Source organism: Streptomyces sp. WZ-12, assembly GCF_028898845.1.
In the GTDB taxonomy this organism is placed as follows: domain Bacteria; phylum Actinomycetota; class Actinomycetes; order Streptomycetales; family Streptomycetaceae; genus Streptomyces.
In genome coordinates, this window is the sequence record NZ_CP118574.1 from 4,947,371 (window position 1) to 4,973,829 (window position 26,459).

Here is a 26,459-nt window from a genome sequence, read left to right on the forward strand (position 1 = left end):
GGGGCCAGTACATCGGCGAGTGTCTGATGCTGGTTGCTCATGGGTGGAACGTTGACTATTCGGCACGATCGGTTTGGGACTGTTAGTACTGCTTCGGCGTGGAACGCGGGGTCTTGGCTGGTTGTGTTGGGCGCGCTGTTGGGTGTCTGAGGGTGCGAGCGTTGCTCGTCCTTCGGTGTGCCGGTCCCGGTGTAGGTCTGCTTGGTGCAGGTTGTGACGGGTGGCTGGTCGTTGTTTGAGAACTGCACAGTGGACGCGAGCATCTGTGGCCAAGTTTTTAAGGGCGCACGGTGGATGCCTTGGCACCAGGAACCGATGAAGGACGTGGGAGGCCGCGATAGGCCCCGGGGAGCTGTCAACCGAGCTTTGATCCGGGGGTGTCCGAATGGGGAAACCCGGCAGTCGTCATGGGCTGTCACCCGCTGCTGAACACATAGGCAGTGTGGAGGGAACGCGGGGAAGTGAAACATCTCAGTACCCGCAGGAAGAGAAAACAACCGTGATTCCGGGAGTAGTGGCGAGCGAAACTGGATGAGGCTAAACCGTATTGGTGTGATACCCGGCAGGGGTTGCCAGTGCGGGGTTGTGGGAGCTTTCTTGATCGGTCTGCCGGCCGGTCGGTGAGTCAGAAACCGTTGATGTAGGCGAAGGACATGCGAAAGGTCCGGCGTAGAGGGTAAGACCCCCGTAGCTGAAACGTCAGCGGCTTGCTTGAGAGCCACCCAAGTAGCACGGGGCCCGAGAAATCCCGTGTGAATCTGGCGGGACCACCCGTTAAGCCTAAATATTCCCTGGTGACCGATAGCGGATAGTACCGTGAGGGAATGGTGAAAAGTACCGCGGGAGCGGAGTGAAATAGTACCTGAAACCGTGTGCCTACAAGCCGTGGGAGCGTCGCGCAGAGACTTTGTTTCTGCGTCGTGACTGCGTGCCTTTTGAAGAATGAGCCTGCGAGTTAGCGGTGTGTAGCGAGGTTAACCCGTGTGGGGAAGCCGTAGCGAAAGCGAGTCCGAAGAGGGCGTTGAGTTGCACGCTCTAGACCCGAAGCGGAGTGATCTAGCCATGGGCAGGTTGAAGCGGAGGTAAGACTTCGTGGAGGACCGAACCCACCAGGGTTGAAAACCTGGGGGATGACCTGTGGTTAGGGGTGAAAGGCCAATCAAACTCCGTGATAGCTGGTTCTCCCCGAAATGCATTTAGGTGCAGCGTCGTGTGTTTCTTGCCGGAGGTAGAGCACTGGATAGGCGATGGGCCCTACCGGGTTACTGACCTTAGCCAAACTCCGAATGCCGGTAAGTGAGAGCGCGGCAGTGAGACTGTGGGGGATAAGCTCCATGGTCGAGAGGGAAACAGCCCAGAGCATCGACTAAGGCCCCTAAGCGTGTGCTAAGTGGGAAAGGATGTGGAGTCGCAGAGACAACCAGGAGGTTGGCTTAGAAGCAGCCATCCTTGAAAGAGTGCGTAATAGCTCACTGGTCAAGTGATTCTGCGCCGACAATGTAGCGGGGCTCAAGTACACCGCCGAAGTCGTGTCATTGCCATGAGAGCCCTAACGGGTGTGGTGATGGGTAGGGGAGCGTCGTGTGCCGGGTGAAGCAGCCGTGGAAACGAGTTGTGGACGGTTCACGAGTGAGAATGCAGGCATGAGTAGCGATACAAGAGTGGGAAACTCTTGCGCCGATTGACTAAGGGTTCCTGGGTCAAGCTGATCTGCCCAGGGTAAGTCGGGACCTAAGGCGAGGCCGACAGGCGTAGTCGATGGACAACCGGTTGATATTCCGGTACCCGCTTTGGAGCGCCCAATACTGAATCAGGCGATGCTAAGTCCGTGAAGCCGCCCTGGAGCCTTCGGGCAAAGGGGAGTGGTGGAGCCGACGGACCAGACTTGTAGTAGGTAAGCGATGGGGTGACGCAGGAAGGTAGTCCAGCCCGGGCGGTGGTTGTCCCGGGGTAAGGGTGTAGGCCGTGTGGTAGGTAAATCCGTCACATGTTAAGGCTGAGACCTGATGCCGAGCCGATTGTGGTGAAGTGGATGATCCTATGCTGTCGAGAAAAGCCTCTAGCGAGCTTCATGGCGGCCCGTACCCTAAACCGACTCAGGTGGTCAGGTAGAGAATACCGAGGCGTTCGGGTGAACTATGGTTAAGGAACTCGGCAAAATGCCCCCGTAACTTCGGGAGAAGGGGGGCCATTTCTGGTGATGACATTTTCTGTCTGAGCTGGGGGTGGCCGCAGAGACCAGCGAGAAGCGACTGTTTACTAAAAACACAGGTCCGTGCGAAGCCGTAAGGCGATGTATACGGACTGACGCCTGCCCGGTGCTGGAACGTTAAGGGGACCGGTTAGTCTGGATTCGTTCAGGCGAAGCTGAGAACTTAAGCGCCAGTAAACGGCGGTGGTAACTATAACCATCCTAAGGTAGCGAAATTCCTTGTCGGGTAAGTTCCGACCTGCACGAATGGCGTAACGACTTCTCGACTGTCTCAACCATAGGCCCGGTGAAATTGCATTACGAGTAAAGATGCTCGTTTCGCGCAGCAGGACGGAAAGACCCCGGGACCTTTACTATAGCTTGATATTGGTGTTCGGTTCGGCTTGTGTAGGATAGGTGGGAGACTGTGAAGCGCCAACGCCAGTTGGTGTGGAGTCGTTGTTGAAATACCACTCTGGTCGTGCTGGATGTCTAACCTGGGTCCGTGATCCGGATCAGGGACAGTGTCTGGTGGGTAGTTTAACTGGGGCGGTTGCCTCCTAAAGGGTAACGGAGGCGCCCAAAGGTTCCCTCAGCCTGGTTGGTAATCAGGTGTTGAGTGTAAGTGCACAAGGGAGCTTGACTGTGAGACTGACGGGTCGAGCAGGTACGAAAGTAGGGACTAGTGATCCGGCGGTGGCTTGTGGAAGCGCCGTCGCTCAACGGATAAAAGGTACCCCGGGGATAACAGGCTGATCTTCCCCAAGAGTCCATATCGACGGGATGGTTTGGCACCTCGATGTCGGCTCGTCGCATCCTGGGGCTGGAGTCGGTCCCAAGGGTTGGGCTGTTCGCCCATTAAAGCGGTACGCGAGCTGGGTTTAGAACGTCGTGAGACAGTTCGGTCCCTATCCGCTGCGCGCGTAGGAGTCTTGAGAAGGGCTGTCCCTAGTACGAGAGGACCGGGACGGACGGACCTCTGGTGTGCCAGTTGTTCTGCCAAGGGCATGGCTGGTTGGCTACGTTCGGAAAGGATAACCGCTGAAAGCATCTAAGCGGGAAGCCTGCTTCGAGATGAGGGCTCCCTCCCACTTGATGGGGTAAGGCTCCCAGTAGATGACTGGGTTGATAGGCCAGATATGGAAGCATCGTAAGGTGTGGAGTTGACTGGTACTAATAGGCCGAGGGCTTGTCCTCAGTTGCTCGCGTCCACTGTGTTGGTTCTGAAGCCACGAACAGACCAACGGTTGTTCTAAGTTTCATAGTGTTTCGGTGGTTTTAGCGTTAGGGAAACGCCCGGTTACATTTCGAACCCGGAAGCTAAGCCTTTCAGCGCCGATGGTACTGCAGGGGGGACCCTGTGGGAGAGTAGGACGCCGCCGAACTTCTTTTATGGCTCCGGCCCTTGAACCTTATTGTGGTTCGGGGGCCGGAGCCTTTTTTGCGTTGTGCTGCCGGGCGGTAGGTAGGCTCGGGAGATGCGCTACGACCTGATCATTTTCGACAATGACGGTGTCCTGGTGGACAGCGAACCGATCTCCAATCAGATCCTCGCTGGGTACCTCACCGAATTGGGGCACCCGACCACGTACCAGGAATCGTTGCGTGACTTCATGGGCGGGTCGGTGCAGCGCATCCGCGACATGGTGCGGGACAGGTCCGGGCGGGCGTTGCCGACGGACTTCGAGGCCAGTTTTCATGCGCTGGTCTTTGCGGAGTTCCGCAGGCGGCTGCAACCGGTGCCCGGGGTGGAGGCGGTGCTGGGGAAGTTGGCGGCCGACGGCGTGGCGTACTGCGTCGGATCGTCGGGGAGCCATGAGCGGATACGGGTGGCGTTGACGAAGACCGGGCTGCTTGAGCACTTCGGAGCGGGGCGAGTCTTTTCGTCGCAGGACGTGGGGCGTGGAAAGCCGGCGCCCGATCTTTTTCTGCACGCGGCGCGGGAGATGGGCGTCGCACCCGGGCGGTGCGCGGTGGTCGAGGACAGCCCGCTGGGGGTGCGGGCGGCGGTGGCCGCCGGGATGGACGTGTACGGGTTCACGGCGATGACGCCGGCGGCGAAGCTGGCGGAGGCCGGGGCCACCGCACTGTTCTCCGACATGACGAAGCTGCCGCAACTGTTGCAGTAGGTGCGGTAACTGCCCTGGCAGTAGGGGGAATTGGGCGTGTGATCCATCTACCCAGCGGTAGTGAGGAGTTCTAGGCTGGCGCGCCATGACGCCCCCTCACATGGTGGGAGCGCGGCTGCGGCACGGCCGGATCGCGCTCGCCCTCAGCTTCTTCGTCCAGGGGGCGGTCTTCGCCCTGCTCGTGACCCGGATACCGGCGGTGCAGGTGCGCTACGGGATCTCGGACGCGCTGCTGCCGGCCTTCCTGGCGGCCGTTCCGGTGCTCGCCGGCGTCGGCAGCGTCGCCACCGAGCATCTGGTGAGGCGGGTGCGGCCCGGCACGGTGTTGCGCAGTGTGCAGCCCGTGGTGTGCCTGGCGCTGCTGGCCGTCGGCGCGGTCGGCTCGCTGGCCCAAGTGGCCGTGGCACTGGCCGTGTTCGGGCTGATGGTCGGGGCCCTGGACGCGTCGATGAACATGCTCGGGGTGAGCCTCCAACGGGCGTACGGCCGCAGCATCATGCTCGGCTTCCACGCCGCGTACAGCCTCGGCGGGATCGTCGGGGCCTCGCTGGCGTGGGTGGGAGCGCACGGGAGGCTGTCGTTGGTGCTGCTGTACGGGCCGGTGGTCGCGGTCTTCGTGCCGTTGGCGCTGGTCATCGGCCGGTGGTTCGTCGACGGGGACGATGGGCGGGTGGCGGACGGGGGCGGTGAGGTCGGTGGGGCGGCGATCACGGCGCCGGTGGCCATGCGGCTGTTGTTGCCGCTGTGCCTGGTGATGACGTTTGCGTACATCGGGGACTCGACGGTCTCCAACTGGAGCGCGAAGTACCTCCAGGACGTGCTGGGCAGCTCCGAGCAGTTGTCGACCGTCCCGTACAACGTCTACATGGTGATGGCGTTGCTCGGGCGGGCCGTGGGGGACCTGGGGGTGCGGCGCTTCGGGCCGGTCGCGGTGGTGCGGACCGGGACGGTGGTCGCGGCGGCCGGCTTCGTCGTGGTGGCGACGGCGCCGGGGGCCTGGGTGGGGATGGTGGGCTTCACCTTGCTGGGGCTCGGGCTGTGCGTGATCGTGCCGCAGACCTTCGCGGCGGCCGGGCGGTACGCGGTCGAACGGCACGGCCCGGGGGCTTCGGACGCGACCATCGCGCGACTGAACATCTTCAACTACGTTGGTTTTCTGATCGGTTCGCCGCTGGTGGGGGCGCTGGGGGACGCCTGGAGCTATCGCGGCGCGATGCTGGTGCCGATGGCCCTGGTCCTGGTGACGTTGGTGTACGCCCGCTCGTTCGGCGCGTCGTCGGCCGGATACGGTGACGACCATGAGCGGCCGCGCACGACTGATGTGGGACGAGGCAGTAACGGGCTATGACTTCGGGCCGGGGCATCCGATGGACCCCGTCCGACTCGCCCTGACGATGCGCCTGGTGGAGGCGTACGGGCTCCACCAGGGGCCGTTGGAGGTGGTGGCCGCCAAGCCGGCCGGTGACTCCACGCTGCGGCTGGTGCACCGGGCCGACTACGTCGAGGCGGTCCGCCGGGCCTCCGTCGACCCGGATTCCGCGGACGTCGCCTACGGGTTGGGGACCATGGACGACCCGGCGTTCCGGGGGATGCACGAGGCGTCGGCGCTGATCGCCGGGCAGTCGGTGGGCGCCGCGGAGGCCGTCTGGCGCGGGGAGGCGCGTCACGCGGTGAACTTCGCGGGCGGGCTGCACCACGCGATGCCCGGGGGCGCGGCGGGCTTCTGCATCTACAACGACGCGGCGCTGGCCGTCGCCCGGCTGTTGGAGTTGGGTGCCGAGCGGGTGGCGTACGTGGACGTGGATGTGCACCACGGAGACGGCGTCCAGGCGGCCTTCTGGGAGGACCCGCGGGTGCTGACGATCTCGCTGCACGAGCATCCGCGGACACTGTTCCCGCAGACCGGGTGGCCGGAAGAGACCGGCGGCGAGGGCGCCGAGGGCAGCGCGGTGAACGTGGCGCTGCCGGCCGGGACGGGTGACGCGGGCTGGCTGCGGGCCTTCCACGCGGTGGTGCCGGAGCTGCTGGCCGCGTTCCGCCCCCAGGTGCTCGTCACCCAACACGGCGCCGACACCCACTTCGAGGACCCGTTGGCGCACCTGGCGGTGAGCCTGGACGCGCAGCGGGCGGTGGCCGAGTCCTGCCACGCCCTGGCGCACGAGCACGCGGAGGGGCGGTGGGTCGCCCTCGGGGGCGGCGGCTACGAGGTGGTGGAGGTGGTGCCGCGTAGCTGGACGCATCTGGTGGCGATCGCCGGACACCGGCCGATCGACCCGGCGTCGGAGGTGCCGGAGGAGTGGCGGCACGAAGTCTTCCGCCGGACGCGGCAGTTGGCGCCGCGCCGGATGACGGACGGGCGCGCGCCGCAGTGGCGGGATTTCGTCGACGGCGGCTACGACCCGGCCGACCGGCTCGACCAGGCGGTGTTGGCGACCCGGCGGGCGGTCTTCCCGTCGCACGGGTTGCTGCCGTGAGGTGCGTGGGCCGCTGTCGCCAGGGGGCGGGGGAGGGGCCGGGGGCGCCGTAGGGGAGAGGGGAACGGATCCCGTAGGGGACGCGAGGGCCCCCTGCGGGGCCACAACGGGGTGGGGGCGGGGGATATTCCGCGGGAGCGGGGCGAGTTGACGTGTCGTGGGGGGCCGCGGGCGTGCCGTGTCCTGGGGCCGGGTGCGTGCTGTGGAGGTGCCGCGAGCGCGCAGGGGGGTGGCCCGTGAGGGGATGCCGTGGAGCGCGGCGAGCGCGTAGTGGGGTGGCTCATCAACATGCCGCGGGGATGCCACGGGCGCCGCAGGGGGACGGCCCGTGAGGGCGTCGCGAGGGCAGCGCGCGGTCGGCACGAGGGCGGCGCGCGGGCGCCGAGGGGCGGCCTGTGGCGGTCTCGTCGGAGGGGGTGCGGGCCGGGGCTGCCCCGGATGTGTGACTACCGGCGGGTTCGGGCATGCGGTTTCCGGCCAACGGGTCAGCATGGGGCCCGTGTTGGGAACCGGGGTGTTGCGGGCGTATCTGATCGAGGCGCGGCTCGCGGGGACGATCGCGACCACGCGGGAGCAGAGCCTGCGGCGGTACCGGCTGTTCGCGGCCCGCGACCCCCGGGTGCTGCTGGGGCTTGAGCCGGAGCGGGAGTGGTCCTTCGGTGAGGTACTGCGACTGATGGGGCAGGAGTGCGGGATTTCGGACGATCCATCGCACACTTCCGGCCCGGATGTGATCGAACCCGACCGCACCATCGCCGCGTTGGACGCCTTCGCGGATCGGATCGGCGCGGCCGCCGGGCGTCGGGTCCCGGTGCTGCTGGGTACCGGCCATCCGCACCGGCTGTTGGACTTCTACGCCGCCCTCGCAGACGCCCTCTCGGCGGCGGGCTGCCCCGTCCTCACTCCGGCGTATGGCCACCGTATCGACATGGCGACCCGGTTCGGGGTACGCACTCGGGTTCTCGACTACGTAGGGGGAGTCGCGCTGATGCGCGAACCCGGCGCGGGGGGCGCGCTGGTCGCGGGGGGCGTGCACACTCATTCCCCCCTGCCGGTGCGGACCGCTTTAGGGGTGGCGGCGGCGTCCTGCGGGCGGCTCCCGGGGCTGGTCATCGGGGACCACGGTTGGGTCTGCGGAGCAGGTCAGCTGGGCATCGAGGCGATCGGACTGGCCGATGCCGACGACCCCGCGCCGTTCGTCGGACGGGCCGAGGGACGGCTCTCCGCGGTGGTCCCGCTCGACGATGCGGCCCCCTCCGCTCGCTACCGTCCGCTGATCCACTATGTCCTCAATAAGGCATGTCTGTCCCGATAGGCGGCCGTTCGCTGCTCCTCTTCCCCACTCGCATCACCCGCCCCTAATCTGGGGAGTGAACGCATGGCGACGAAGAGTCACCGGAGGGGAAGCCGGTGCCCGTCTTATGCGGAAGGTGCAGGTGTGTGATGGCTGCGGACCAGAGGCCGTTGAACGAGGTTGTGTTTCTGACAGTGGCGGAAGTCGCCACGGTGATGCGAGTGTCGAAGATGACCGTGTACCGCCTGGTGCACAGCGGTCATCTGCCCGCGATCAGGGTGGGACGGTCCTTCCGGGTGCCGGAGCAGGCGGTGCACGACTATCTCCGTGAGTCGTATGTGGGGGTGGAGTCGGCCTGACGCTCGTTCGACGACCCTCGGATTACGCGGTACGGCCGGCGCCGGGTACCCTGGCCCGATGTAGGTAGTGTGGGCTCGGACGCCCCGCACCGAGTGATTCGAAGTGAGCGAGGGTAGTCGTGGGCTCTGTTATCAAGAAGCGGCGCAAGCGGATGGCGAAGAAGAAGCACCGCAAGCTGCTCAAGCGCACCCGCGTCCAGCGTCGTAACAAGAAGTAAGCGACGCTGATCGCGATTTCGCGGCCCCTCACCACCCCAGGGTGGTGAGGGGCCGCGGTGCGTGTGTGGGCCGTATGGACGGTGGTCGGACGCAAATGTCGTCCCGGGCATCGCGCGGTCATCACCCGGCAACACCGACCGGATAGCGTGAACCGCACTGCTCGGCGCAGGTGGAAGCCACTGCGAGAAGGAGGGCCGATCTTGGGCAACGTCGTGCTCGTCACGGGCGTCGCACGGCAGCTGGGGGGCCGGTTCGTCCGCCGGATCCAGCGCGATCCGGACGTCGACCGGGTGATCGGGGTCGATGCGGTCGCCCCGGAACACCACCTCGGCGGGGCCGAATTCCTCAAGGCCGACATCCGACATCCGGAGATCGCCCGGGTCCTGGCCGAGACCGGGGTCGACACCGTCGTCCACATGGACATCAACGGCACGGCCCTCAGCGGTCGCGGCGGCCGGGCCTCGGTCAAGGAGACCAACGTCATCGGCACCATGCAGCTGCTCGGTGCCTGCCAGAAGGCCCCGAACGTCCAGCGCCTGGTCGTCAAGTCCAGTACCAGCGTCTACGGTTCCGCGCCCCGCGACCCGGCCGTCTTCACCGAGAACACCCCGCCCAAGTCGCTGCCCAGCGGCGGCTTCGCCAAGGACACCGTGGAGGTCGAGGGGTACGTCCGCGGCTTCGCCCGGCGCCGCCCCGACGTGGCGGTCTGCGTCCTGCGGTTCGCCAACATCCTCGGCCCGTGCGCGGACTCGCCGCTCGCCGAGTACTTCGCGCTGCCCGTCCTGCCGACCGTCCTCGGCTACGACCCGCGGCTGCAGTTCGTCCACGAGGACGACGCGATCGACGTGCTGCGGATCGCCGCCGCCGCGCCGCGCCGCGGCACCCTCAACAGCGGCACGTTCAACATCGCCGGCGACGGCGTGCTGCTGCTCTCACAGGTCTCCCGGCGCCTGGGACGCCCCACCCTCCCGCTCTTCCTGCCGACCGTCACCTGGGCCGGCACGGTCCTGCGGTCGCTCGGCATCACCGACTTCTCGCCCGAGCAGATCCGGATGCTCACCCACGGGCGGGTCGTCGAGACCACGCAGATGCGCGAGACACTGGGCTTCCACCCCCGCTACACCACGGCGGAGACCTTCGAGGAATTCGCCCGCAGCCGCGGACCCGGGCTGCTGCCGCCCGAGTCCCTCGCCCGCACCGTCGACCGGCTCGGCACGCTCCTCGCGCGCCGCGGCCCGAGCCAGTGAGGAGTTCAGCCACGATGGCGGACGCCAAGGTCATTCCCTTCGGCGAGGAGCCCCGGGCCCGCCGCAAGGCCCGGCGGACCGGGCGCACCGGCCGGGGCACGGCGCTGGCGCCCGTCCCGGAGGCCCGTACCGATCCGGAGCCGCCGCCCGCCGCGCGGCCGGCCGGCGGGCGGACGCTGGACGAGCGGATCGCCGGCGGGCTGGCCTTCCTGCGCCGGCGGATCACCGGCGACTACGAGGTCGACGACTTCGGCTACGACCAGGAGCTGACCGACCAGGTCCTGATGTCGCTGCTGCGGCCGATCCACGACAAGTACTTCCGGGTCGAGGTGAAGGGGATGGAGCACATCCCCGCCGAGGGCGGCGCGTTGGTCGTCGCCAACCACTCCGGAACGCTGCCGTGGGACGGCCTGATGCTCCAGGTCGCGGTGCACGACAACCACCCGGCACAGCGCCATCTGCGGCTGCTGGCGGCCGACTTGGTGTTCGTCCTGCCGGGGGTCAACGAACTGGCCCGCAAGGCGGGGCACACCCTGGCCTGTGCCGAGGACGCCCAACGGCTGCTGGAGCGCGGGGAGATCGTCGGGGTGATGCCGGAGGGCTTCAAGGGCATCGGGAAGCCGTTCGCGGACCGCTACAAGCTCCAGCGCTTCGGGCGGGGCGGCTTCGTCTCCACGGCGCTGAAGGCCGGGGTGCCGATCGTGCCGTGCTCGATCGTGGGCGCGGAGGAGATCTACCCGATGGTCGGGAACGCCAAGACGCTGGCGCGGGTGCTGGGGCTGCCGTACTTCCCGGTCACGCCGACCTTCCCGTGGCTGGGGCCGCTGGGCGTGGTGCCGCTGCCGACGAAGTGGACGATCCAGTTCGGCGAGCCGATCTCCACGGACGGCTATTCGCCGGAGGCGGCCGACGACCCGATGCTGATGTTCAACCTGACCGACCAGGTCCGGGAGACCATCCAGCACACCCTCTACAAGCTGCTCGTGCAGCGGCGCTCGGTGTTCTTCTGAGGAACGGTCGGAAGAACACCGAGCGCCGGAACGGGGCCGCTGGCCCGCCTACTTGGCCGGGCCGTCGCCGTCGATGCCCAGGTCGGGCAGGAGCCCGGGCAGCAGCGGCGGGAGGGTGACGTCGGGGCGGCCGATGCCGTCCTTGCCGTGACCGCCGTCGTGCGGCGTGCTGCCGCCCTTGTGGGGCGGGTTGAGCAGACCGTCCGCGGTGCCGCCGAGCAGGCCGTCCTGCTGCGGGGACGGCGAGGCCGAGGGGCGCGGGGCCTGCTGCGCGGTGCCCCGCCCGTCGGACGCGGGCTCGCTGCCGGACGGGGACGGGCGGCGCGCGTCGCCACCGGTGCCCCCGCCCGCGGGTGTGCCGCGGTGCCGGCCGCGGCCCTCCGGGCCCTGCGGGAGCATCGAGCGCAGCGGACCGACCTCGTCGTCTATGGCGTCGAAGACCGAACTCACCTCGTCCCGCACGTCGGTGAGCTGCACCGGGAGCTTGTCGCGCATCTTCGACCAGGTGTCGCGGTGCGACCTGGTGAACGAGTTCAGCGCCTGGATGGGGCCGAGGGAGCCGTCCCGCTCGTATGCCGCGTGCAGCAGGCGGTGCCCCTCGCCGGCGTCGTGGCGGACGCCGGCCAGCGCCCTGCGGATCTCGGCGAGCGCCTCGTGGTCGAGGTGCGCGGACCGACCGCGGTCCATCAGGCGACGGGCCTCCAACATCCGGGTGGATGCCTGGTCGAGGAGGAGTTGACCACGGCCCTCGTCGTCGTCGGTCATGGTGAGCCGGAGGTCCTCCATGCCGCGCTTGAGGCCGTAGAGGGAGTCACCGGGGAGGGCGTCGGTGCTGGCCGCGGCGACCCCGCTGAAGGCGCCGGCGGCGACGCCGACCGTCAGGCCGCCGGCCGCCAGCCCCTTGGAGAGGCGGGAGCGCGGGCGGAGTCGGCCCAGCGAAGTGGTGGGACGGTGCGCGCCCTTGGGCTCGCGTTGCTCGGGCACCCTGGCGTCGCCGGACGTGGCGCCTTCGGCGAAGGCGGCCTCCATCGCGGCGACGAGCTGGGCACGTTGGACAGTCTTGACCTCGGCGGCCATCTCCGGCCTCGGGAGCTCCCCGAGGCCGTCGGCGACCGCCAACAGCCGTGCATCTGCCGGCACTTGGGCCGGATTGTCGACCTGGTCCTCGGCCGCCGCGCCCTTGAGCTCCTGCTCCTCCAGGGCCTGGGCGAAGGCGTTGGCCCGCCGGTGCACCGAGACATTCGCGATCACGGGCGGCACCTCCTCTCGTCATCCCGCTCGACTCCCCGGACTGGCTTTGACTATCCAGACGGGCCGGATGGTTGCACGCCGTCTGTCCGTGGCCACTCGAACGAGTGAGAGGCGGCGGACATGGCGTGACCGCGTGGAGCCTGCATTCCGCACAACGAGCGGCGCGGCACACGGGTTACGCACTCACGATGATCTGACCGTCAGGGCATGGCTGATCACCAACGGTGAGTGGTGGGCGGGGTGTTGGGGATGTCGGAGAGGTCCGGCCATCAGCGTGCGTCAGCGGGCGTCTTCGGGGAGGAGCCGTGCCAGGGTGCGGACGGCCCGGTACTGGAGGGTCTTGATGGCGCCCTCGTTCTTGCCCATGACGCGGGCGGTCTCGGCGACCGAGAGGCCCTGGAGGAACCGCAGGGTAACGCATTCCTGCTGTTGGGGGTTGAGCTTGCGGACCGCCTCCAACAGGGCGGCGTTGGAGAGGGATTCGAGGACCGAGTCCTCGGGGCTGCGCTCGACCTCGTTGGCGTCGAGCATCTCTCCGGTGGTGACTTCCAGGCGGAAGCGGGAGGACTTGAAGTGGTCGGCGACGAGGTTGCGGGCGATGGTCACCAGCCAGGCGCCGAAGTCACGGCCCTGCCAGGTGAAGGTGCCGATGCGACGCAGGGCGCGGAGGAAGGTCTCACTGGTGAGGTCCTCGGCCGTGGCGCGGCCGCCCACGCGGTAGTAGATGTAGCGGTACACCGTGTCGGCGTACTGGTCGTAGAGCCGGCCGAAGGCGTCGGCCTCGCCGGCCTGGGCGCGTTCGACGAGGTCCATCATGCGACGGCTGTCGCTGTCCGCGGGGCGTCGCGCGGTGGCGGTGCCGGCGCGGCGGCTCCTGCCGACGGTGGCGGCCTTGCCGACCGTAGCGCTCCCGTCGGCCAGCGCGTAGCAGGGGCCGGTGGGCACGGCTGTGGCGAATGCGGGGACGGCGTACGCGGTGGGGACAAAACTGCGCAGGTGGTCGACGAGCGTCGTACGCAGCGTAGCCAGGCCCGAGGCGTCAACCCCGACGTGTGGGTACACGGGACTCCCAGAGGCAGAGCTTCCATCACGTGCAGTGCGGGACCGTTCACTCGTCGTAGGGACGTGTGGGTTCCGGATTGCGTCTGAGGAGAATAACGCTTCGTACAGGCAGCGCTACACCCAGTTGCTCAAATCATCGATTACTTACGGTCCGTGTCCGATTGGTGGCGGATCAAGTATCGATTACTGGACAACTATTGATCGGAAGGGAGCGCAATCTGCCTGGTTGAAGGGCGTGTTGTGGTTAACCGCCAGGAAAGGGACTGACGGGGCACCGGCGGGGGTAGGGAGTGCGGATGGTCCGCCGCCGGGCCCGGTGATCAAGGACGGTCAGCGGCGGCGGCGCTGGAGGGCCACGGCGGCGGCCGCGCCGCCCGCGAGCGCGCCCACCCCGGCGGCCGCCGGGATGCCGATCCGCACCGCCTTGCGGCCCGTTCGGTAATCGCGCACCCGCCAGCCGTGCTCCCGGGCGTGCTTGTGCAGCCGGGTGTCGGGGTTGATCGCGTAGGGGTGGCCGACGAGCGAGAGCATCGGGATGTCGTTGGCCGAATCGCTGTACGCGGCGCAGTGCGAGAGGTCGAGGTGCTCGGCGGCGGCCAGCGCGCGGACCGCCTCGGCCTTGGCCGGTCCGTGCAGCGGCTCGCCCACCAACTTGCCGGTGTAGACGCCGCCGACGGACTCGGCGACGGTGCCCAGCGCGCCGGTCAGGCCCAGTCGGCGGGCGATGATCGTCGCGGTCTCCACGGGTGCGGCGGTCACCAACCACACCTTCTGGCCGGCGTCGAGGTGGGCCTGGGCGAGCGCGCGGGTGCCGGGCCAGACGCGCTCGGCCATGTACTCGTCGTAGATCTCCTCGCCGATGCTCATGAGTTCGGCGACGCGGTGGCCCTGGACGATGGAGAGCGCGCGGTTGCGGACGTCCGCCATGTCCTCGGAGTTCTCGCCGGCCAGCCGGAAGTAGACCTGTTGGAAGGCGAAGCGGGCCAGGTCGCGCTTGTGGAAGAAGTGCCGCTTGTACAGGCCGCGGCCGAAGTGGAAGAGGGCGGCGCCCTGCATGATCGTGTTGTCGAGGTCGAAGAAGGCGGCCGCGCTGGCGTCGCCGACGACCGGGAACTCCGGCTCGGCCGGCTCCTCGACGGGCGGCGCCTCCTGCGACGACTTCCGGGCGGCCTCGGCCGCGGCCTCGCCGGCCAGCACGCTGCGTGCGGTGGCGGGTCGTCTGCGGCGGGTGAACCACCCCGTGGGGAAGAGTGCCCCGGCGGGGCTCCGATCAGGGCGATGGGCGGGCGACGGGCGGGCCATGCGGCTAGCGTAGCCAGTTTGTTCGGTGCAGCCGGTTACGGGCGCGTGTCCGGAGGCACCGGGGCGCCCGACGGTTGCGTTACGGCCAACCGCGAGGCCCGCGAGCAGGGGGAAGCGGTGCGGGGCGGGGTGCTCAGGCGCCCAGTGCGGTGCGCAGCCGCTGGGGATCGACCCGCCAGAAGTCGTGCTGGGCGCCGTCGATGAGGACGACCGGAATTTGCTCCCAGTACTTGCGGTGCAGTTCGGCGTCCTCGGTGATGTCCTTCTTCTCCCAGGACGCACCGGTCTGCGCGCAGACCTCCTCGATCACCGCCTGGGCGTCGTCGCAGAGGTGGCAGCCCGGCTTCCCGACCAGGGTGACCATCCGGTCGGCGGGGCTCTTGCGGGGGGTGCGGCTGAACAAGGGGGCCATGGGGTCATTGTGCCGGTTCGCGGGGGCGCTCCGGGGCGGTCGTTTCGCTTACCATCGATGGGCGATTTGCAGGTTCCCGGGGGCATAGCGGTGAGGAGTGAGGGCGCGTGCTCCCGTCTGTGCTGCCGCGAATCACCGGTGGCGCGCGCGAACGGTGTGACGGTGGAGTTGGTTCCGTGGGCCCCCGTAAAAGCTGCGTGAGCCCCATCACTTTGCCCGGACAAAGCGGACACCATCTTTGTGCACGCGTTCACAAAGACATAGCCTGCAAGAGACAGGGCGGTCGGGTTGCTGACGGCCGCCCGCAGCCCCGCTCTACCCGCAGGAGCACCGTGGCAACTGGCCGAACTCACCGACCGGCGACCCGAAGCCGAGGCATCCCCGAGGCCACCGTCGCCCGGCTACCGCTGTATCTGCGTGCACTGACCGCGCTCTCCGAGCGCTCGGTCCCCACGGTGTCCTCCGAGGAGCTCGCAGCCGCGGCGGGAGTCAACTCCGCGAAGCTGCGCAAGGACTTCTCCTACCTCGGCTCCTACGGGACCCGCGGCGTCGGCTACGACGTGGAGTACCTCGTGTACCAGATCTCGCGGGAGCTCGGCCTCACCCAGGACTGGCCCGTCGTCATCGTCGGTATCGGTAACCTCGGCGCCGCGCTCGCCAATTACGGCGGCTTCGCCTCCCGCGGCTTCCGGGTCGCCGCGCTGATCGATGCCGATCCGGCGATGGCCGGCAAGCCGGTCGCGGGCATCCCGGTCCAGCACACCGACGAGCTGGAGCAGATCATCCAGGACAACGGCGTCTCGATCGGCGTGATCGCCACGCCGGCCGGCGCCGCCCAGCAGGTCTGCGAGCGCCTCGTCGCCGCCGGTGTCACCTCGATCCTCAACTTCGCGCCGACCGTGCTGACCGTCCCCGACGGGGTGGACGTCCGCAAGGTCGACCTGTCCATAGAGCTGCAGATCCTCGCCTTCCACGAGCAGCGCAAGGCGGGCGAGGAGACCGGCGCGGGCGCCCCTGAGGGCACCCCGGTGGCGTCCCCGGCCTCCGCCGCGGCCGTCGCGACCGAACGCAAGGGACCCGACGGGGACGTCCCCGCCGTGATGCCGGCATGAGCGAGCGCAGCGAGCACACCAGGGAAAGGTGCGTCACGGGCGAAGGCCGTGCCTCGCGAAGCGGGGTGCGGGCATGAGCCTCCTCGTCGTCGGACTGAGCCATCGCAGCGCGCCGGTGAGCGTGCTGGAGCGGGCCGCGCTCGCCCCGGAGAACCGCGGCAAGCTGCTCCAGGACGTGGTGTCGGCCGAGCCGGCCACCGAGTCCGCGGTGCTCGCCACCTGCAACCGCATCGAGCTCTACGCGGACGTGGACAAGTTCCACGCCGGCGTCGCCGAGCTGTCCACCCTCCTGGCCCGCCACTGCGGCGTCGGCCTGGAGGAGCTGACCCCGCACCTCTACGTCCACTACGAGGACCGCGCCGTCCACCACCTCTTCTCGGTGGCCTGCGGCCTGGACTCCATGGTGGTCGGCGAGGGGCAGATCCTCGGCCAGATCAAGGACGCGCTGGCCGTCGCCCAGGAACAGCACACCGCCGGGCGGCTGCTCAACGACCTCTTCCAGCAGGCCCTGCGGGTCGGCAAGCGCGCGCACAGCGAGACCGGGATCGACAAGGCCGGCCAGTCGCTGGTCACCTTCGGCCTGGAGCAGCTCGCCGGTGGCGCGGACGTCGCCGGCTGGGCGCGGGGCAAGCGGGCGCTGGTGATCGGCGCCGGCTCGATGTCGTCGTTGGCCGCCACCACCCTCGCCCGCAACGGCGTCGGTGAACTGGCCGTCGCCAACCGGACGGTGGCCCGCGCCGAGCGGCTGGTGCAGATCCTCACCGAGCCCGGTGGGCCGGGCGCCGGCACCGGGCTGGCCGCCCGCGCGGTCGAGATGGACGCCGTCGCGGCGGAGCTGGCCGAGGCCGAGATCGTCGTCTCCTGTACCGGCGCGGCTGGGCTGCTGCTGACCGGTGAGCAGGTCACGGCAGCGCTCGTCGGGCGCACCGACCGGATGTGGCTGCTCGACCTCGCCATGCCGCGCGACGTCGACGCGGCGGTGCACGGGATCGACGGGGCGCGCCTGGTCGACATCGAGTCGCTGGCCGAGGCGTCCGCCACCGTGCCCAACCAGTCGACTCCGTCGGCGGGCCCGATGGCCGCCGACGTGGACAGGGTCCGCGGCATCGTCGCCGAAGAGGTCGCCGCGTTCGGCGCCGCCCAGCGGGCCGCGCACATCACCCCCACCGTGGTCGCCCTGCGCACCATGGCCGCGGACGTCGTCAGCAGCGAGATGGGCCGGCTGGAGGGCCGCCTCCCCGACCTCGACGACAAGCAGCGCGCGGAGATCACCCAGACCGTCCGGCGGGTCGTCGACAAGCTGTTGCACGCGCCCACCGTGCGGGTCAAGCAGCTTGCCAGCGAGCCCGGCGGCGCTGGGTACGCGGACGCGCTGCGGGAACTGTTCGACCTCGACCCGCAGACGGTCGCCGCCGTCAGCAGGGCCGACACCCGGGCCGACCGGCCCGAAGCAGCACGGGAGCGGGCATGACCGACAGTACGAGAAGCACCCTGCGCCTGGGCACCCGGCGCAGCAAGCTGGCCATGGCCCAATCCGGGCTGGTGGCCGAGGCGGTGCGCGCGCTGACCGGCCGCCCCGTCGAACTGGTGGAGATCACCACCTACGGCGACACCTCCCGCGAGCACCTGGCGCAGATCGGCGGCACCGGCGTCTTCGTCTCCGCGCTGCGCGACGCGCTGCTGGCCGACGAGATCGACTTCGCCGTCCACTCGCTCAAGGACCTGCCGACCGCGCAGCCCGCGGAGTTGGTGCTGGCCGCCATACCCGTGCGCGAGGACCCCCGGGACGCGCTGATCGCCCGGGACGGGCTCACCTTCGAGGAGCTGCCCGACGGCGCCCGGGTGGGCACCGGTTCGCCCCGGCGGATGGCGCAGCTCAACGCCTGGGCCAAGGTCCTGGGCAAGCGCATCGAGACCGTCCCGGTCCGGGGGAACGTCGACACCCGGATCGGCTTCGTCGAGAACGGTGAGCTGGACGCGGTCGTGCTGGCCGCCGCCGGCCTCACCCGGATCGGCCGGATCGACGAGGCGACGCAACTGCTGTCGCCCGACGTGGTTTTGCCCGCCCCCGGCCAGGGGGCACTGGCGATCGAGGTCGCCGCGACCCATGCGGACCTCATCGCCGCGCTCGCCGAGCTCGACGACCCGGCAACCCGGGCCGCCGTGACGGCCGAGCGCTCCCTGCTCGCCGCCCTGGAGGCCGGCTGCTCCGCCCCCGTGGCGGCGCTGGCCGACGTCCAGGCTGACGAGCAGGCTTTCACCGAAATGCACCTGCGCGGTGTCGTCGGCACGACCGACGGCAGCACGTTGGTGCAGCTGTCCACCACCGGGCACGTACCTGCCTCTCTTGACGATGAATCGATCCCGCTCGCCATGGGCCGGGAACTCGCCGTCGAGATGCTCGCTAAGGGTGCGGCCGGTCTTATGGGGGAGCGAGCACTTTGAACCCCACCGCCCCAAACCACTCCGCCTCCGGTCAGGTCACCTTCCTGGGTGCCGGGCCGGGAGACCCGGGCCTGCTGACGCTGCGCGCGGTGGAGGCACTGGCCTCCGCCGACGTCCTCGTCGCCGACCCGCAGGTCCTGGACGTCGTGCGTGTGCATGCACGCGCGCAGGTGGACACCCCGTTGCAGGCGTCTGCTGACGAGGCGTCAATTCCCGGCAGTCCCACGGGCGTTTCAGCCCTTCGGGACACTGCCAATCTTGTCATGGCGGCCGCGCGGGCCGGCAAGCGGGTCGTCCGTGCGGTGACCGGCGACCCCGGGCTCGACGGCTACGTCGCCGAGGAGATGTTGGCCTGCGCCGCCGAGGGCATCGTCTTCGAGGTCGTGCCCGGCATCGCCGCCGCGGTCGGCGTGCCCGCCTACGCCGGAGTGCCGCTGCGCGACGCCGAGGGCACCGACGTGCGCTTCATCGACGCCCGCAGCGCCGACGAGCGCTGTTGGACCGAGCTGGGCACCAGCGACGCCACCGCGGTGGTCTCCACCAGCCTGGACTCGGTGGCCGCCGCCGCCGGCGAACTGGTGGCCGCCGGCCGCAAGCCGGACACCCCGATGACCGTCACGGTCGCCGGCACCACCACCCGGCAGCGCACCTGGACCGCCACGCTGGGCACCGTCGCCCAGGTCCTCAAGGCCGCCAAGGTGCTGCCGTCGCCGGACGGCGGGCAGCCCGTCATAGCCGTGGTCGGCGAGCGCAGCGCCGCCGCCCAGCGCGACCAGCTCTCGTGGTTCGAGAACAAGCCGCTGTTCGGCTGGCGGGTGCTGGTCCCGCGGACCAAGGAGCAGGCCGCCTCGCTCTCCGACCAGTTGGTCTCCTACGGCGCGGTGCCGCACGAGGTCCCGACCATCGCCGTCGAACCGCCGCGCACCCCGCAGCAGATGGAGCGCGCGGTCAAGGGCCTGGTCACCGGCCGCTACGAGTGGATCGCCTTCACCTCGGTCAACGCCGTCAAGGCCGTCCGGGAGAAGTTCGAGGAATACGGGCTGGACGCCCGGGCGTTCGCCGGCATCAAGGTCGCGGCGGTCGGCGAGCAGACCGCCAAGGCGCTGGTCGCCTTCGGCGTGAAGCCCGACCTGGTGCCGTCCGGCGAGCAGTCCGCGGCCGGTCTGTTGGAGGACTGGCCGCCCTACGACCCGGTCTTCGACCCGATCGACCGGGTCTTCCTGCCGCGCGCCGACATCGCCACCGAGACCCTGGTGGCCGGCCTGATCGAGCTGGGCTGGGAGGTCGACGACGTCACCGCCTACCGGACCGTGCGCGCCTCGCCGCCGCCGGCCGAGACCCGCGAGGCGATCAAGGGCGGCGGCTTCGACGCGGTCCTGTTCACCTCGTCCTCGACCGTGCGGAACCTCGTCGGCATCGCCGGCAAGCCGCACAACGTGACCGTGATCGCCTGCATCGGCCCGGCCACCGCCAAGACCGCCGAGGAGCACGGGCTGCGGGTCGACGTGATGTCGCCCGAGCCGTCGGTGCACAAGCTGGCCGAGGCGCTCGCGGACTTCGGCGCGGCACGCCGCGACGCCGCGGTCGAGGCCGGGGACCCGGTGACCCGCCCCAGCGAGCGGCGGCCGGGCTCGCGCCGACGGGCCCGTAGCTGAGCGGGATCCAGCACGCCGCGCAGGGGCGCCTCCGTCCGGGGGCGCCCCTCGCGCATGCGCGCTCCACCGCCCCGGGGGCCGACGTTCCGTCGGCAAAGGCGGGTGCGGGGCGGGCGTAGCGTGGAGGGCATGACGAAGTACGGAAGCTATCCGGGGGCGCGGCCGCGCCGGCTGCGCACCACCCCCGTCATGCGGCGGATGGTCGCGGAGCACCGCCTGCATCCGGCCGACCTCATCCTCCCGGCCTTCGTGCGCGAGGGCATCGCCGAGCCGGTGCCGCTCGCCGCCATGCCGGGCGTCGTCCAGCACACCCGGGACACCCTGCGCAAGGCCGCGGTCGAGGCGGTCGAGGCCGGGGTCTCCGGGATCATGCTGTTCGGCGTGCCCGAGGACGCCAAGAAGGACGCGGTGGGGACGGCGGGCACCGACCCGGACGGCATCCTCCAGGTCGCCCTCCGGGACGTGCGGGCCGAGGTCGGCGACGACCTGGTGATCATGTCGGACCTGTGCCTGGACGAGTTCACCGACCACGGCCACTGCGGGGTGCTGGACGCCCGGGGGCGGGTCGACAACGACGCGACCCTGGAGCGGTACGCCGAGATGGCCCAGGTCCAGGCCGACGCCGGCGCCCACGTGGTGGGCCCCAGCGGCATGATGGACGGTCAGGTCGGCGTCATCCGGGACGCGTTGGACCAGACCGGCCACGAGGACGTGTCGATCCTCGCCTACGCCGTGAAGTACTCCTCGGCGTTCTACGGCCCGTTCCGCGAGGCGGTCGGCTCGTCGTTGCAGGGCGACCGGAAGACCTACCAGCAGGACCCGGCCAACCTCCGGGAGTCGCTGCGGGAGTTGGCGCTCGACCTCGACGAGGGCGCCGACATGGTCATGGTCAAGCCGGCGCTGCCCTACCTCGACGTGCTGGCGAAGATCGCGGACGAGGCGGACGTGCCGGTCGCCGCGTACCAGATCTCCGGTGAGTACGCGATGGTCGAGGCGGCCGCCGAGAAGGGCTGGATCGACCGCGACAAGGCGATCCTGGAGACCCTGACCGGCATCAAGCGGGCCGGCGCCCAGACGATCCTCACCTACTGGGCGACGGAGGTCGCGCGGAAGCTGCGCTGACCGGCCACGACGCGAAGGGCCCCGGGCGCCGCAACGGGATTGCGGCGCCCGGGGCTTCGTCATGCCGGCCGGCGTCTCACCACACCAGGGCGTCGGCCGGGTCGGTCTGCCAGTAGGTGACGAAGGCCGAACTGTCCACGTACACACCGCCCTTGGGCAGCTTCGGGCGGGCCCAGCCGCCCACGCTGCCGTCCATCGCGCGGTTGGAGAACAGCACGCCCAGCTCGTGCGCCTGGTACCCGTGGGTGCCCTCCGGCGACTCGGTGCCGATGGCGGCGTACGCGCTCTGGCCCGGCTCCAGGGTGACGACGGCCTGCGGGACGCTGTCCTGGAGCACGAAGGTGGCGGCCTGGGCGTCGTCGAAGCGGAGGACGGGCGCGCCGTACGCGTAACAGGGCTTGTTGCCGGTGTTGGTGGCGGTGAGCAGCAGGTGGTTGAGCGGGCGGTTCACCTTCTGGACGGTGACCTTGGTGGTGGCGGCGGTGCAGGTGACCGGCTTGCTCGGGGCCTTGGCGGCGGCGGTGGCCGGGGCGGAGGCCAGCGCGCCGAGGGCCAGCGTGGCGGTCAGGGCCGCGGCGGTGGCCGTGGCGCGGGTGGAGCGGCGGCGGAGTCGGGTCAGCATGGTGGTGGGGTTCCTTTCTCGGGTGCCCGTGTGGTGCCGTTGGACGGCCTTCGGCGGGCCGGGTGCGGTGGGCGAAGTAGGCTGCCGGTGCCGGGTGTTGGCGGCGCCGGGTGTTACTGGAGGGCGTCGGCCGCGCGGGTCAGCCAGTAGGTGACCCGCAGCGCATTGTCGATGTGCACGCCGCCGGCCTGGAGTGCGGCGTCGGCCATCTTGTCGCTGTCCTGGAAGCCGACCTTCAGGTGCCGTGCGGTGTAGCCCTCGCCGCCGCTGCCGTCGCCGGCGGAGAGGATGACGCCCGCATAGCCCTGCGCGCCCGGCTTGAGCGAGGTGGCGGCCTGGGGCTTGCTGTCCTCCAAGACCGGCGGCACGGACTGCGCGCCCTCGAACTGGACGATCGGGTAGTCCTTCAGGTCGCACATCGTGGAGCCGGTGTTGGTGACCGTCAGGAGCAGGTGGTTGAGCGGGCGCGGCGCCAGGGTGGCGGTGACCTTGGTGTTGGCGGCGGTGCAGGGGACGCGGTGGGCCGGGTCGTAGGGGTCGGAGGCCGCCGGGTGCCGCTTGCTGGAGGACGCCGTCGAGCCGCCGCCGGTGGACGATCCGGAATGCGAACCGGAGGAAGAACCGGAAGCGGAACCGGAGGAGTTCGAGGCGTTCGGCTCCGGTGCCGGGCCCGGAGAGGCGGCGGTGGCGGACGCGGTGGCGTTCGCCGCGGCGGAGCCCTCGCTCCGTACGCCCGAGCCGTTGTCGGGGCCGCAGGCCGTGAGCGAGAGCGCGGCGAGCGCGAGGGTGGCGGCGGCGAACAGGCGGGTGCGGGGTCGGCTGAGGCCCGGGGAGCGCATGGCTGGATCTCGCTATCTGTGCGGCTGGTGGGACGTGGCTGACGGGACCGACCGGACGTGGCCGACCGGACCGGTGGGGCTGGCTGGGCTGTCGGTATCTGCGAGTGGGGCGCGCGGCCGGTGACCCGGGCGACCGGGTCACGCGCGGTGCTCGACCCGTTCGAGGGGAGCGGCGTGCTTGGATGGCCCCAGCTTGCGGCCCGCCGCGTCCCAGCCGCCAGTGCCGCCCGGAAACCCGGGACGCTGGAACGCTCAAACCGGCTCTGACCTGGGAGAATGGGTGCCGCTTGGAACGCCTGGTGGGAACGGCGGGGGGACGGAGGAGCACATGGGGGCGGGGGATCTCACCGCATTGCTGCGGGAGTTGAAGGAGCGGTCGGGGCTGAGCTACGGGGTGCTCGCCAAGCGGCTGCACATGAGCACGTCGACGCTGCACCGGTATGTCAACGGGACCGCGGTTCCGACGGAGTTCGCGCCGGTCGAGCGGCTGGCGCGGTTGTGCCGGGCGACGCCGGAGGAGTTGGTGGAGGTCCACCGGCGGTGGATCGTGGCGGACGCGGCGCGGGGGCGCCGGACCGCGGAACCGACACCGCAGAAAGCGGAACCACTAACGGAGCGCGAACCGGAACCGAAGCAACCGGAATCGGAGCGACCCGAGCCCGAGCGACCGCTACCGGTGCAACAACCGGCACCGGAAGGGGAGTCGGGACCCCCACCGGCCCTTCCGACCCCGCCGACCCCGTCGGCCTCCTCAACCCCACCACCCCCGTCCGCCCCACGTGTTCCTCGCGCGCGCCGCCTGGCCGCCGTCGTCGGCGTGGCCCTGGCCCTGGCCCTCGGCGCCACCGCCCTCGCCGTGCAGGGCGGTTCGCGGGCATCGGGGACGGCCGCGGAGGCGTCGCCCGACGGGGCCGGCCGGTCCGCGACCGGGAAACCGGGAGCCGGCGGCCCGGAGCATCTCCCGAGCAGCACGGACGGAGCGGGCACCAAGGGGCGCGGCGCCGACGGGCAGGGCACCGGCGACGACGCGCACGGCAGGCGCGGGGCCGACGGCAAGGGCACCGGGGACACCGCTTCCCCCGGCACGACCGCCCCCGGCGGCGGCCGGCCGGCCACCGGCACCCCGCTGACCGTCTCCACCCAGCCGCAGTTCTGGGACAGCCCCTGCGGCCACCCCTACCTCCTCGACCGCGCCCCGTCCGCCCTCACGCCCCCGCCCAACGAACAGGACGCCCCCGGCTGGGTGTCGGTCTACCAGGCGGTGTCCGCCGGCGAGCAGACCGTGCGGCTGATCGTCCAGGGCACCGGCGCGGACACCGTCGTCCTGGAGTCCCTGCACGTCCGTGTCGTCGGCACCGGCGCCCCGCTCGCCTGGAACGACTACGCGATGGGGTACGTCGGGGTGGGCTGCGGCGGCAATGTCCCCAAGCACTCCTTCGACACGGACCTCGACGCCTCGGTGCCCCGCCTGACCCCGTCGTCGGAGGCGAGGGACGACTTCCCGTACACGGTCAGCGCGCACGACCCGGAGACCTTCTACGTCAACGCGACCGTCAAGGACCACCACGTGCGCTGGTACCTGGAGTTGACCTGGTCCAGCGGCGGGCGGCGCGGGACGATGACCATCGGTGACACCGGGCAGCAGCCGTTCCGCACCAGCGGCGACCGGGGCCGGCCGCAGTACGGGTACTCGCTCGACAAGAAGGCGTGGGTGCGGATCCGGCGCGGACCGGACGGAGCGGTCACCGAGGTCCCGGACGGCGCGTGAACGCCGGGCCCCGCACCGCGAAGTGCGGTACGGGGCCCGGGCGTTGCGTTGCGGGGCGGGTGCCTACAGCCGCTCGGGGGTGCGGATGCCCAGCAGCGCCATGCCCTTGTGCAGGGTGCGGGCGGTCAGGTCGCAGAGGAAGAGGCGGTTCTCCACCTGCTGCGGGGTGTCCGCCTTCAGCACCGGGCACTGGTCGTAGAAGGTCGTGTAGAGCGACGCGAGCTGGTAGAGGTACGCGGCCAGCTTGTGCGGGGCGTACTCCGCCGCGGCCTCGGCGACGGTGTCGCCGAACGCGTCCAGGTGCAGGCCCAACGCCCGCTCCGCCGGGGCCAGTTCGAGCTCCGGGTGGGCGGTCGGCCGGGTCTCGCCGGCCTTGCGCAGGATCGACTGGATGCGCGCGTAGGCGTACTGGAGGTAGACGGAGGTGTCGCCGTTGAGCGACACCATCTGGTCCAGGTCGAACTTGTAGTCGCGGCTCGGCGACGTGGACAGGTCCGCGTACTTCACCGCGCCGATGCCGACCTGCGCGGCCCGCTCCTGGATCTCGTCCTCGGTGAGGTCCAGCGCCTTCTCGCGGACCACCTCGGCGGCGCGCTGGACGGCCTCGTCGAGCAGGTCCTGCAGCCGCACCGTCTCGCCCTCGCGGGTCTTGAACGGCTTGCCGTCCGCGCCGAGCACCGTGCCGTAGCCCATGTTGTGGGCCTTGGTCCGGTCGTTCAGCCAGCCCGCCCGGCGGGCCGTCTCGAAGACCATCCGGAAGTGCAGCGACTGGCGGACGTCCACGACGTACAGCAGCGTGGTGGCGTCGAGGTCGAAGACGCGGTTGCGGATCGCGGAGAGGTCGCTGGCCGCGTAGCCGAAGCCGCCGTCCGCCTTCTGCACGATCAGCGGGACCGGCTTGTCGTCCTTGCCCTTGATCTCGTCGAAGAAGACGACCAGCGCGCCCTCGGAGCGCACGGCGACGCCGGACTCCTCCAGCAGCCGCGCGGTCTCGGCCATCATCGCGTTGTACGCGGACTCGCCGACGATCTCCTCGTCGCGGATCTCCATGTCCAACTTCTCGAAGACCGAGGAGAAGTAGACCTTCGACTCGTCCACGAACCGCTGCCACAGGGCGAGGGTCTGCTCGTCGCCGGACTGCAGCGCGACGACCCGCTTGCGCGCCCGCTCCTTGAACTCCTCGTCGGCGTCGAAGACCGCGCGGGACGCCTTGTAGACGCGGTTGAGGTTGCTCATCGCCTGGTCGCCGTCGGTGTCGGCGGCCGGCGCGAGCTGGTCCGGGTGCTCGATCAGGTACTGGATGAGCATGCCGAACTGCGTGCCCCAGTCGCCGATGTGGTGGCGACCGATGGTCTTCTCACCGGTGAAGTCCAGCATGTTGCGCAGGGCGTCGCCGATCACCGCCGACCGCAGGTGGCCGACGTGCATCTCCTTGGCGACGTTGGGCTGCGCGTAGTCGATGACCGTGGTGCCGGTGGTGGCCGCGAGCGGCACGCCGAGCCGGTCGTCGGCGGCGCGCCCGGCGAGCGTGGTGGTGATCGCCGAGTCCGCGACGGTGATGTTGAGGAAGCCGGGGCCGGAGACCTCGACCTCCGCCAGGACGTCGTCGGAGCCGAGCCCCTCGACGACCTTGCCGGCCAGCTCCCGCGGGTTGCCCCCCAGCTTCTTGGCCAGCGCCAGCAGCCCGTTGGCCTGGAAGTCGGCCCGGTCGCTACGTCGCAGCAGCGGGTCCGCGGCGCCGGCCTCCGGCAGGGCTGCCGAGAGGGCGTCCGCGACGCGCTGGTTGACCGTAGCTGACAGGGAGGTGACCGAGGCCATTGAGCTGCCGTTCCGTTGGGGTGGAAAGGGTTTGCCCCGAGTATCCCACGGCACCACCACTGAATTTCCGGGCGGCGGGCGTCTGGGACAATGGGCGGCGTCAGGCTTGTCCGTCCGGACCGTTCCGC

At 69.9% G+C, this 26,459-nt stretch carries 21 protein-coding genes and 2 rRNA genes; 16 read left to right on the forward strand and 7 right to left on the reverse strand.

What is annotated here, in order from left to right; all coding sequences use genetic code 11:
- Nucleotides 1-267 precede the first annotated feature (267 nt).
- From PV796_RS21375 to PV796_RS21420, 10 genes are all read left to right on the forward strand, one after another.
- Nucleotides 268-3,388: ribosomal RNA gene (locus PV796_RS21375) — 23S ribosomal RNA — on the forward strand.
- Between the two features lie 71 nt (nucleotides 3,389-3,459).
- A 5S ribosomal RNA gene (gene rrf, locus PV796_RS21380) occupies nucleotides 3,460-3,576 on the forward strand.
- Between the two features lie 93 nt (nucleotides 3,577-3,669).
- A complete protein-coding gene (locus PV796_RS21385; RefSeq protein ID WP_274914922.1) occupies nucleotides 3,670-4,320 on the forward strand; it encodes an HAD family hydrolase in 651 nt (216 codons plus the stop codon).
- 85 nt (nucleotides 4,321-4,405) lie between these two features.
- Complete coding sequence (locus PV796_RS21390) at nucleotides 4,406-5,668, forward strand: MFS transporter (protein WP_274914923.1); 1,263 nt, start codon at nucleotides 4,406-4,408, stop codon at nucleotides 5,666-5,668.
- Nucleotides 5,619-6,794, forward strand: a complete 1,176-nt coding sequence (locus PV796_RS21395; protein ID WP_274914924.1) for an acetoin utilization protein AcuC — start codon at nucleotides 5,619-5,621, stop codon at nucleotides 6,792-6,794. Before PV796_RS21390 ends, PV796_RS21395 begins: the two co-directional genes overlap by 50 nt.
- Before the next feature lie 499 nt (nucleotides 6,795-7,293).
- A complete protein-coding gene (locus PV796_RS21400) occupies nucleotides 7,294-8,109 on the forward strand; it encodes a phosphatase (RefSeq protein ID WP_274914926.1) in 816 nt (271 codons plus the stop codon).
- Nucleotides 8,110-8,237: 128 nt separating this feature from the next.
- Nucleotides 8,238-8,447 (forward strand): helix-turn-helix domain-containing protein, encoded by a 210-nt coding sequence (locus PV796_RS21405; protein ID WP_014144137.1) that lies wholly within the window; start codon nucleotides 8,238-8,240, stop codon nucleotides 8,445-8,447.
- A gap of 119 nt (nucleotides 8,448-8,566) precedes the next feature.
- The gene (locus PV796_RS21410) at nucleotides 8,567-8,665 is read left to right on the forward strand and encodes a 30S ribosomal protein bS22 (protein ID WP_003948845.1); all 99 of its coding nucleotides are present in this window, start codon (nucleotides 8,567-8,569) and stop codon (nucleotides 8,663-8,665) included.
- Between the two features lie 201 nt (nucleotides 8,666-8,866).
- Nucleotides 8,867-9,913 carry an NAD-dependent epimerase/dehydratase family protein gene (locus PV796_RS21415; RefSeq protein WP_274914930.1) on the forward strand — a complete coding sequence of 349 codons (1,047 nt, stop codon included), beginning with the start codon at nucleotides 8,867-8,869 and terminating at the stop codon, nucleotides 9,911-9,913.
- A 14-nt stretch (nucleotides 9,914-9,927) separates the two neighbouring features.
- On the forward strand, nucleotides 9,928-10,923 hold the full coding sequence (locus PV796_RS21420; protein WP_274914931.1) for a lysophospholipid acyltransferase family protein: 996 nt from the start codon (nucleotides 9,928-9,930) through the stop codon (nucleotides 10,921-10,923).
- A 48-nt stretch (nucleotides 10,924-10,971) separates the two neighbouring features.
- Here PV796_RS21420 and PV796_RS21425 read toward each other — a convergent pair whose 3' ends face one another.
- The 4 genes from PV796_RS21425 to PV796_RS21440 all read right to left on the reverse strand — a co-directional run bounded on the left by PV796_RS21425 (nucleotide 10,972) and on the right by PV796_RS21440 (nucleotide 14,950).
- Entirely contained in the window at nucleotides 10,972-12,174 is a 1,203-nt protein-coding gene (locus tag PV796_RS21425; RefSeq protein ID WP_274914932.1) for a DUF5667 domain-containing protein, read from the reverse strand.
- 279 nt (nucleotides 12,175-12,453) lie between these two features.
- Entirely contained in the window at nucleotides 12,454-13,236 is a 783-nt protein-coding gene (locus PV796_RS21430; protein ID WP_274914933.1) for an ECF subfamily RNA polymerase sigma factor, BldN family, read from the reverse strand.
- 330 nt (nucleotides 13,237-13,566) lie between these two features.
- The gene (locus PV796_RS21435) at nucleotides 13,567-14,433 is read right to left on the reverse strand and encodes an HAD family hydrolase (protein WP_376568857.1); all 867 of its coding nucleotides are present in this window, start codon (nucleotides 14,431-14,433) and stop codon (nucleotides 13,567-13,569) included.
- Between the two features lie 238 nt (nucleotides 14,434-14,671).
- Nucleotides 14,672-14,950, reverse strand: coding sequence for a glutaredoxin family protein (locus PV796_RS21440; protein WP_274914935.1), 279 nt, complete (start codon nucleotides 14,948-14,950; stop codon nucleotides 14,672-14,674).
- Nucleotides 14,951-15,282: 332 nt separating this feature from the next.
- Between PV796_RS21440 and PV796_RS21445 the strand changes: the two genes are divergently transcribed.
- From PV796_RS21445 to hemB, 5 genes are all read left to right on the forward strand, one after another.
- A complete protein-coding gene (locus tag PV796_RS21445; RefSeq protein ID WP_274914936.1) occupies nucleotides 15,283-16,062 on the forward strand; it encodes a redox-sensing transcriptional repressor Rex in 780 nt (259 codons plus the stop codon).
- A gap of 73 nt (nucleotides 16,063-16,135) precedes the next feature.
- Nucleotides 16,136-17,533 carry a glutamyl-tRNA reductase gene (locus tag PV796_RS21450; protein WP_274914937.1) on the forward strand — a complete coding sequence of 466 codons (1,398 nt, stop codon included), beginning with the start codon at nucleotides 16,136-16,138 and terminating at the stop codon, nucleotides 17,531-17,533.
- The gene (hemC, locus tag PV796_RS21455; RefSeq protein WP_274914938.1) at nucleotides 17,530-18,507 is read left to right on the forward strand and encodes a hydroxymethylbilane synthase; all 978 of its coding nucleotides are present in this window, start codon (nucleotides 17,530-17,532) and stop codon (nucleotides 18,505-18,507) included. Before PV796_RS21450 ends, hemC begins: the two co-directional genes overlap by 4 nt.
- Nucleotides 18,504-20,162, forward strand: coding sequence for a uroporphyrinogen-III synthase (locus tag PV796_RS21460; protein ID WP_274914939.1), 1,659 nt, complete (start codon nucleotides 18,504-18,506; stop codon nucleotides 20,160-20,162). Before hemC ends, PV796_RS21460 begins: the two co-directional genes overlap by 4 nt.
- 129 nt (nucleotides 20,163-20,291) lie before the next feature.
- A complete protein-coding gene (gene hemB, locus PV796_RS21465; RefSeq protein ID WP_274914941.1) occupies nucleotides 20,292-21,284 on the forward strand; it encodes a porphobilinogen synthase in 993 nt (330 codons plus the stop codon).
- Nucleotides 21,285-21,360: 76 nt separating this feature from the next.
- Here hemB and PV796_RS21470 read toward each other — a convergent pair whose 3' ends face one another.
- Nucleotides 21,361-21,906, reverse strand: coding sequence for a DUF4232 domain-containing protein (locus tag PV796_RS21470; protein ID WP_274914942.1), 546 nt, complete (start codon nucleotides 21,904-21,906; stop codon nucleotides 21,361-21,363).
- 113 nt (nucleotides 21,907-22,019) lie between these two features.
- Nucleotides 22,020-22,745 carry a DUF4232 domain-containing protein gene (locus tag PV796_RS21475; protein WP_274914943.1) on the reverse strand — a complete coding sequence of 242 codons (726 nt, stop codon included), beginning with the start codon at nucleotides 22,743-22,745 and terminating at the stop codon, nucleotides 22,020-22,022.
- 328 nt (nucleotides 22,746-23,073) lie between these two features.
- Here PV796_RS21475 and PV796_RS21480 point away from each other — a divergent pair, with 328 nt between their 5' ends.
- A complete protein-coding gene (locus tag PV796_RS21480) occupies nucleotides 23,074-24,513 on the forward strand; it encodes a transcriptional regulator (protein WP_274914944.1) in 1,440 nt (479 codons plus the stop codon).
- Between the two features lie 63 nt (nucleotides 24,514-24,576).
- On the opposite strand, the gene argS is transcribed toward PV796_RS21480, so the two are convergent.
- Complete coding sequence (gene argS, locus PV796_RS21485; protein ID WP_274914945.1) at nucleotides 24,577-26,331, reverse strand: arginine--tRNA ligase; 1,755 nt, start codon at nucleotides 26,329-26,331, stop codon at nucleotides 24,577-24,579.
- Nucleotides 26,332-26,459: the final 128 nt, after the last annotated feature.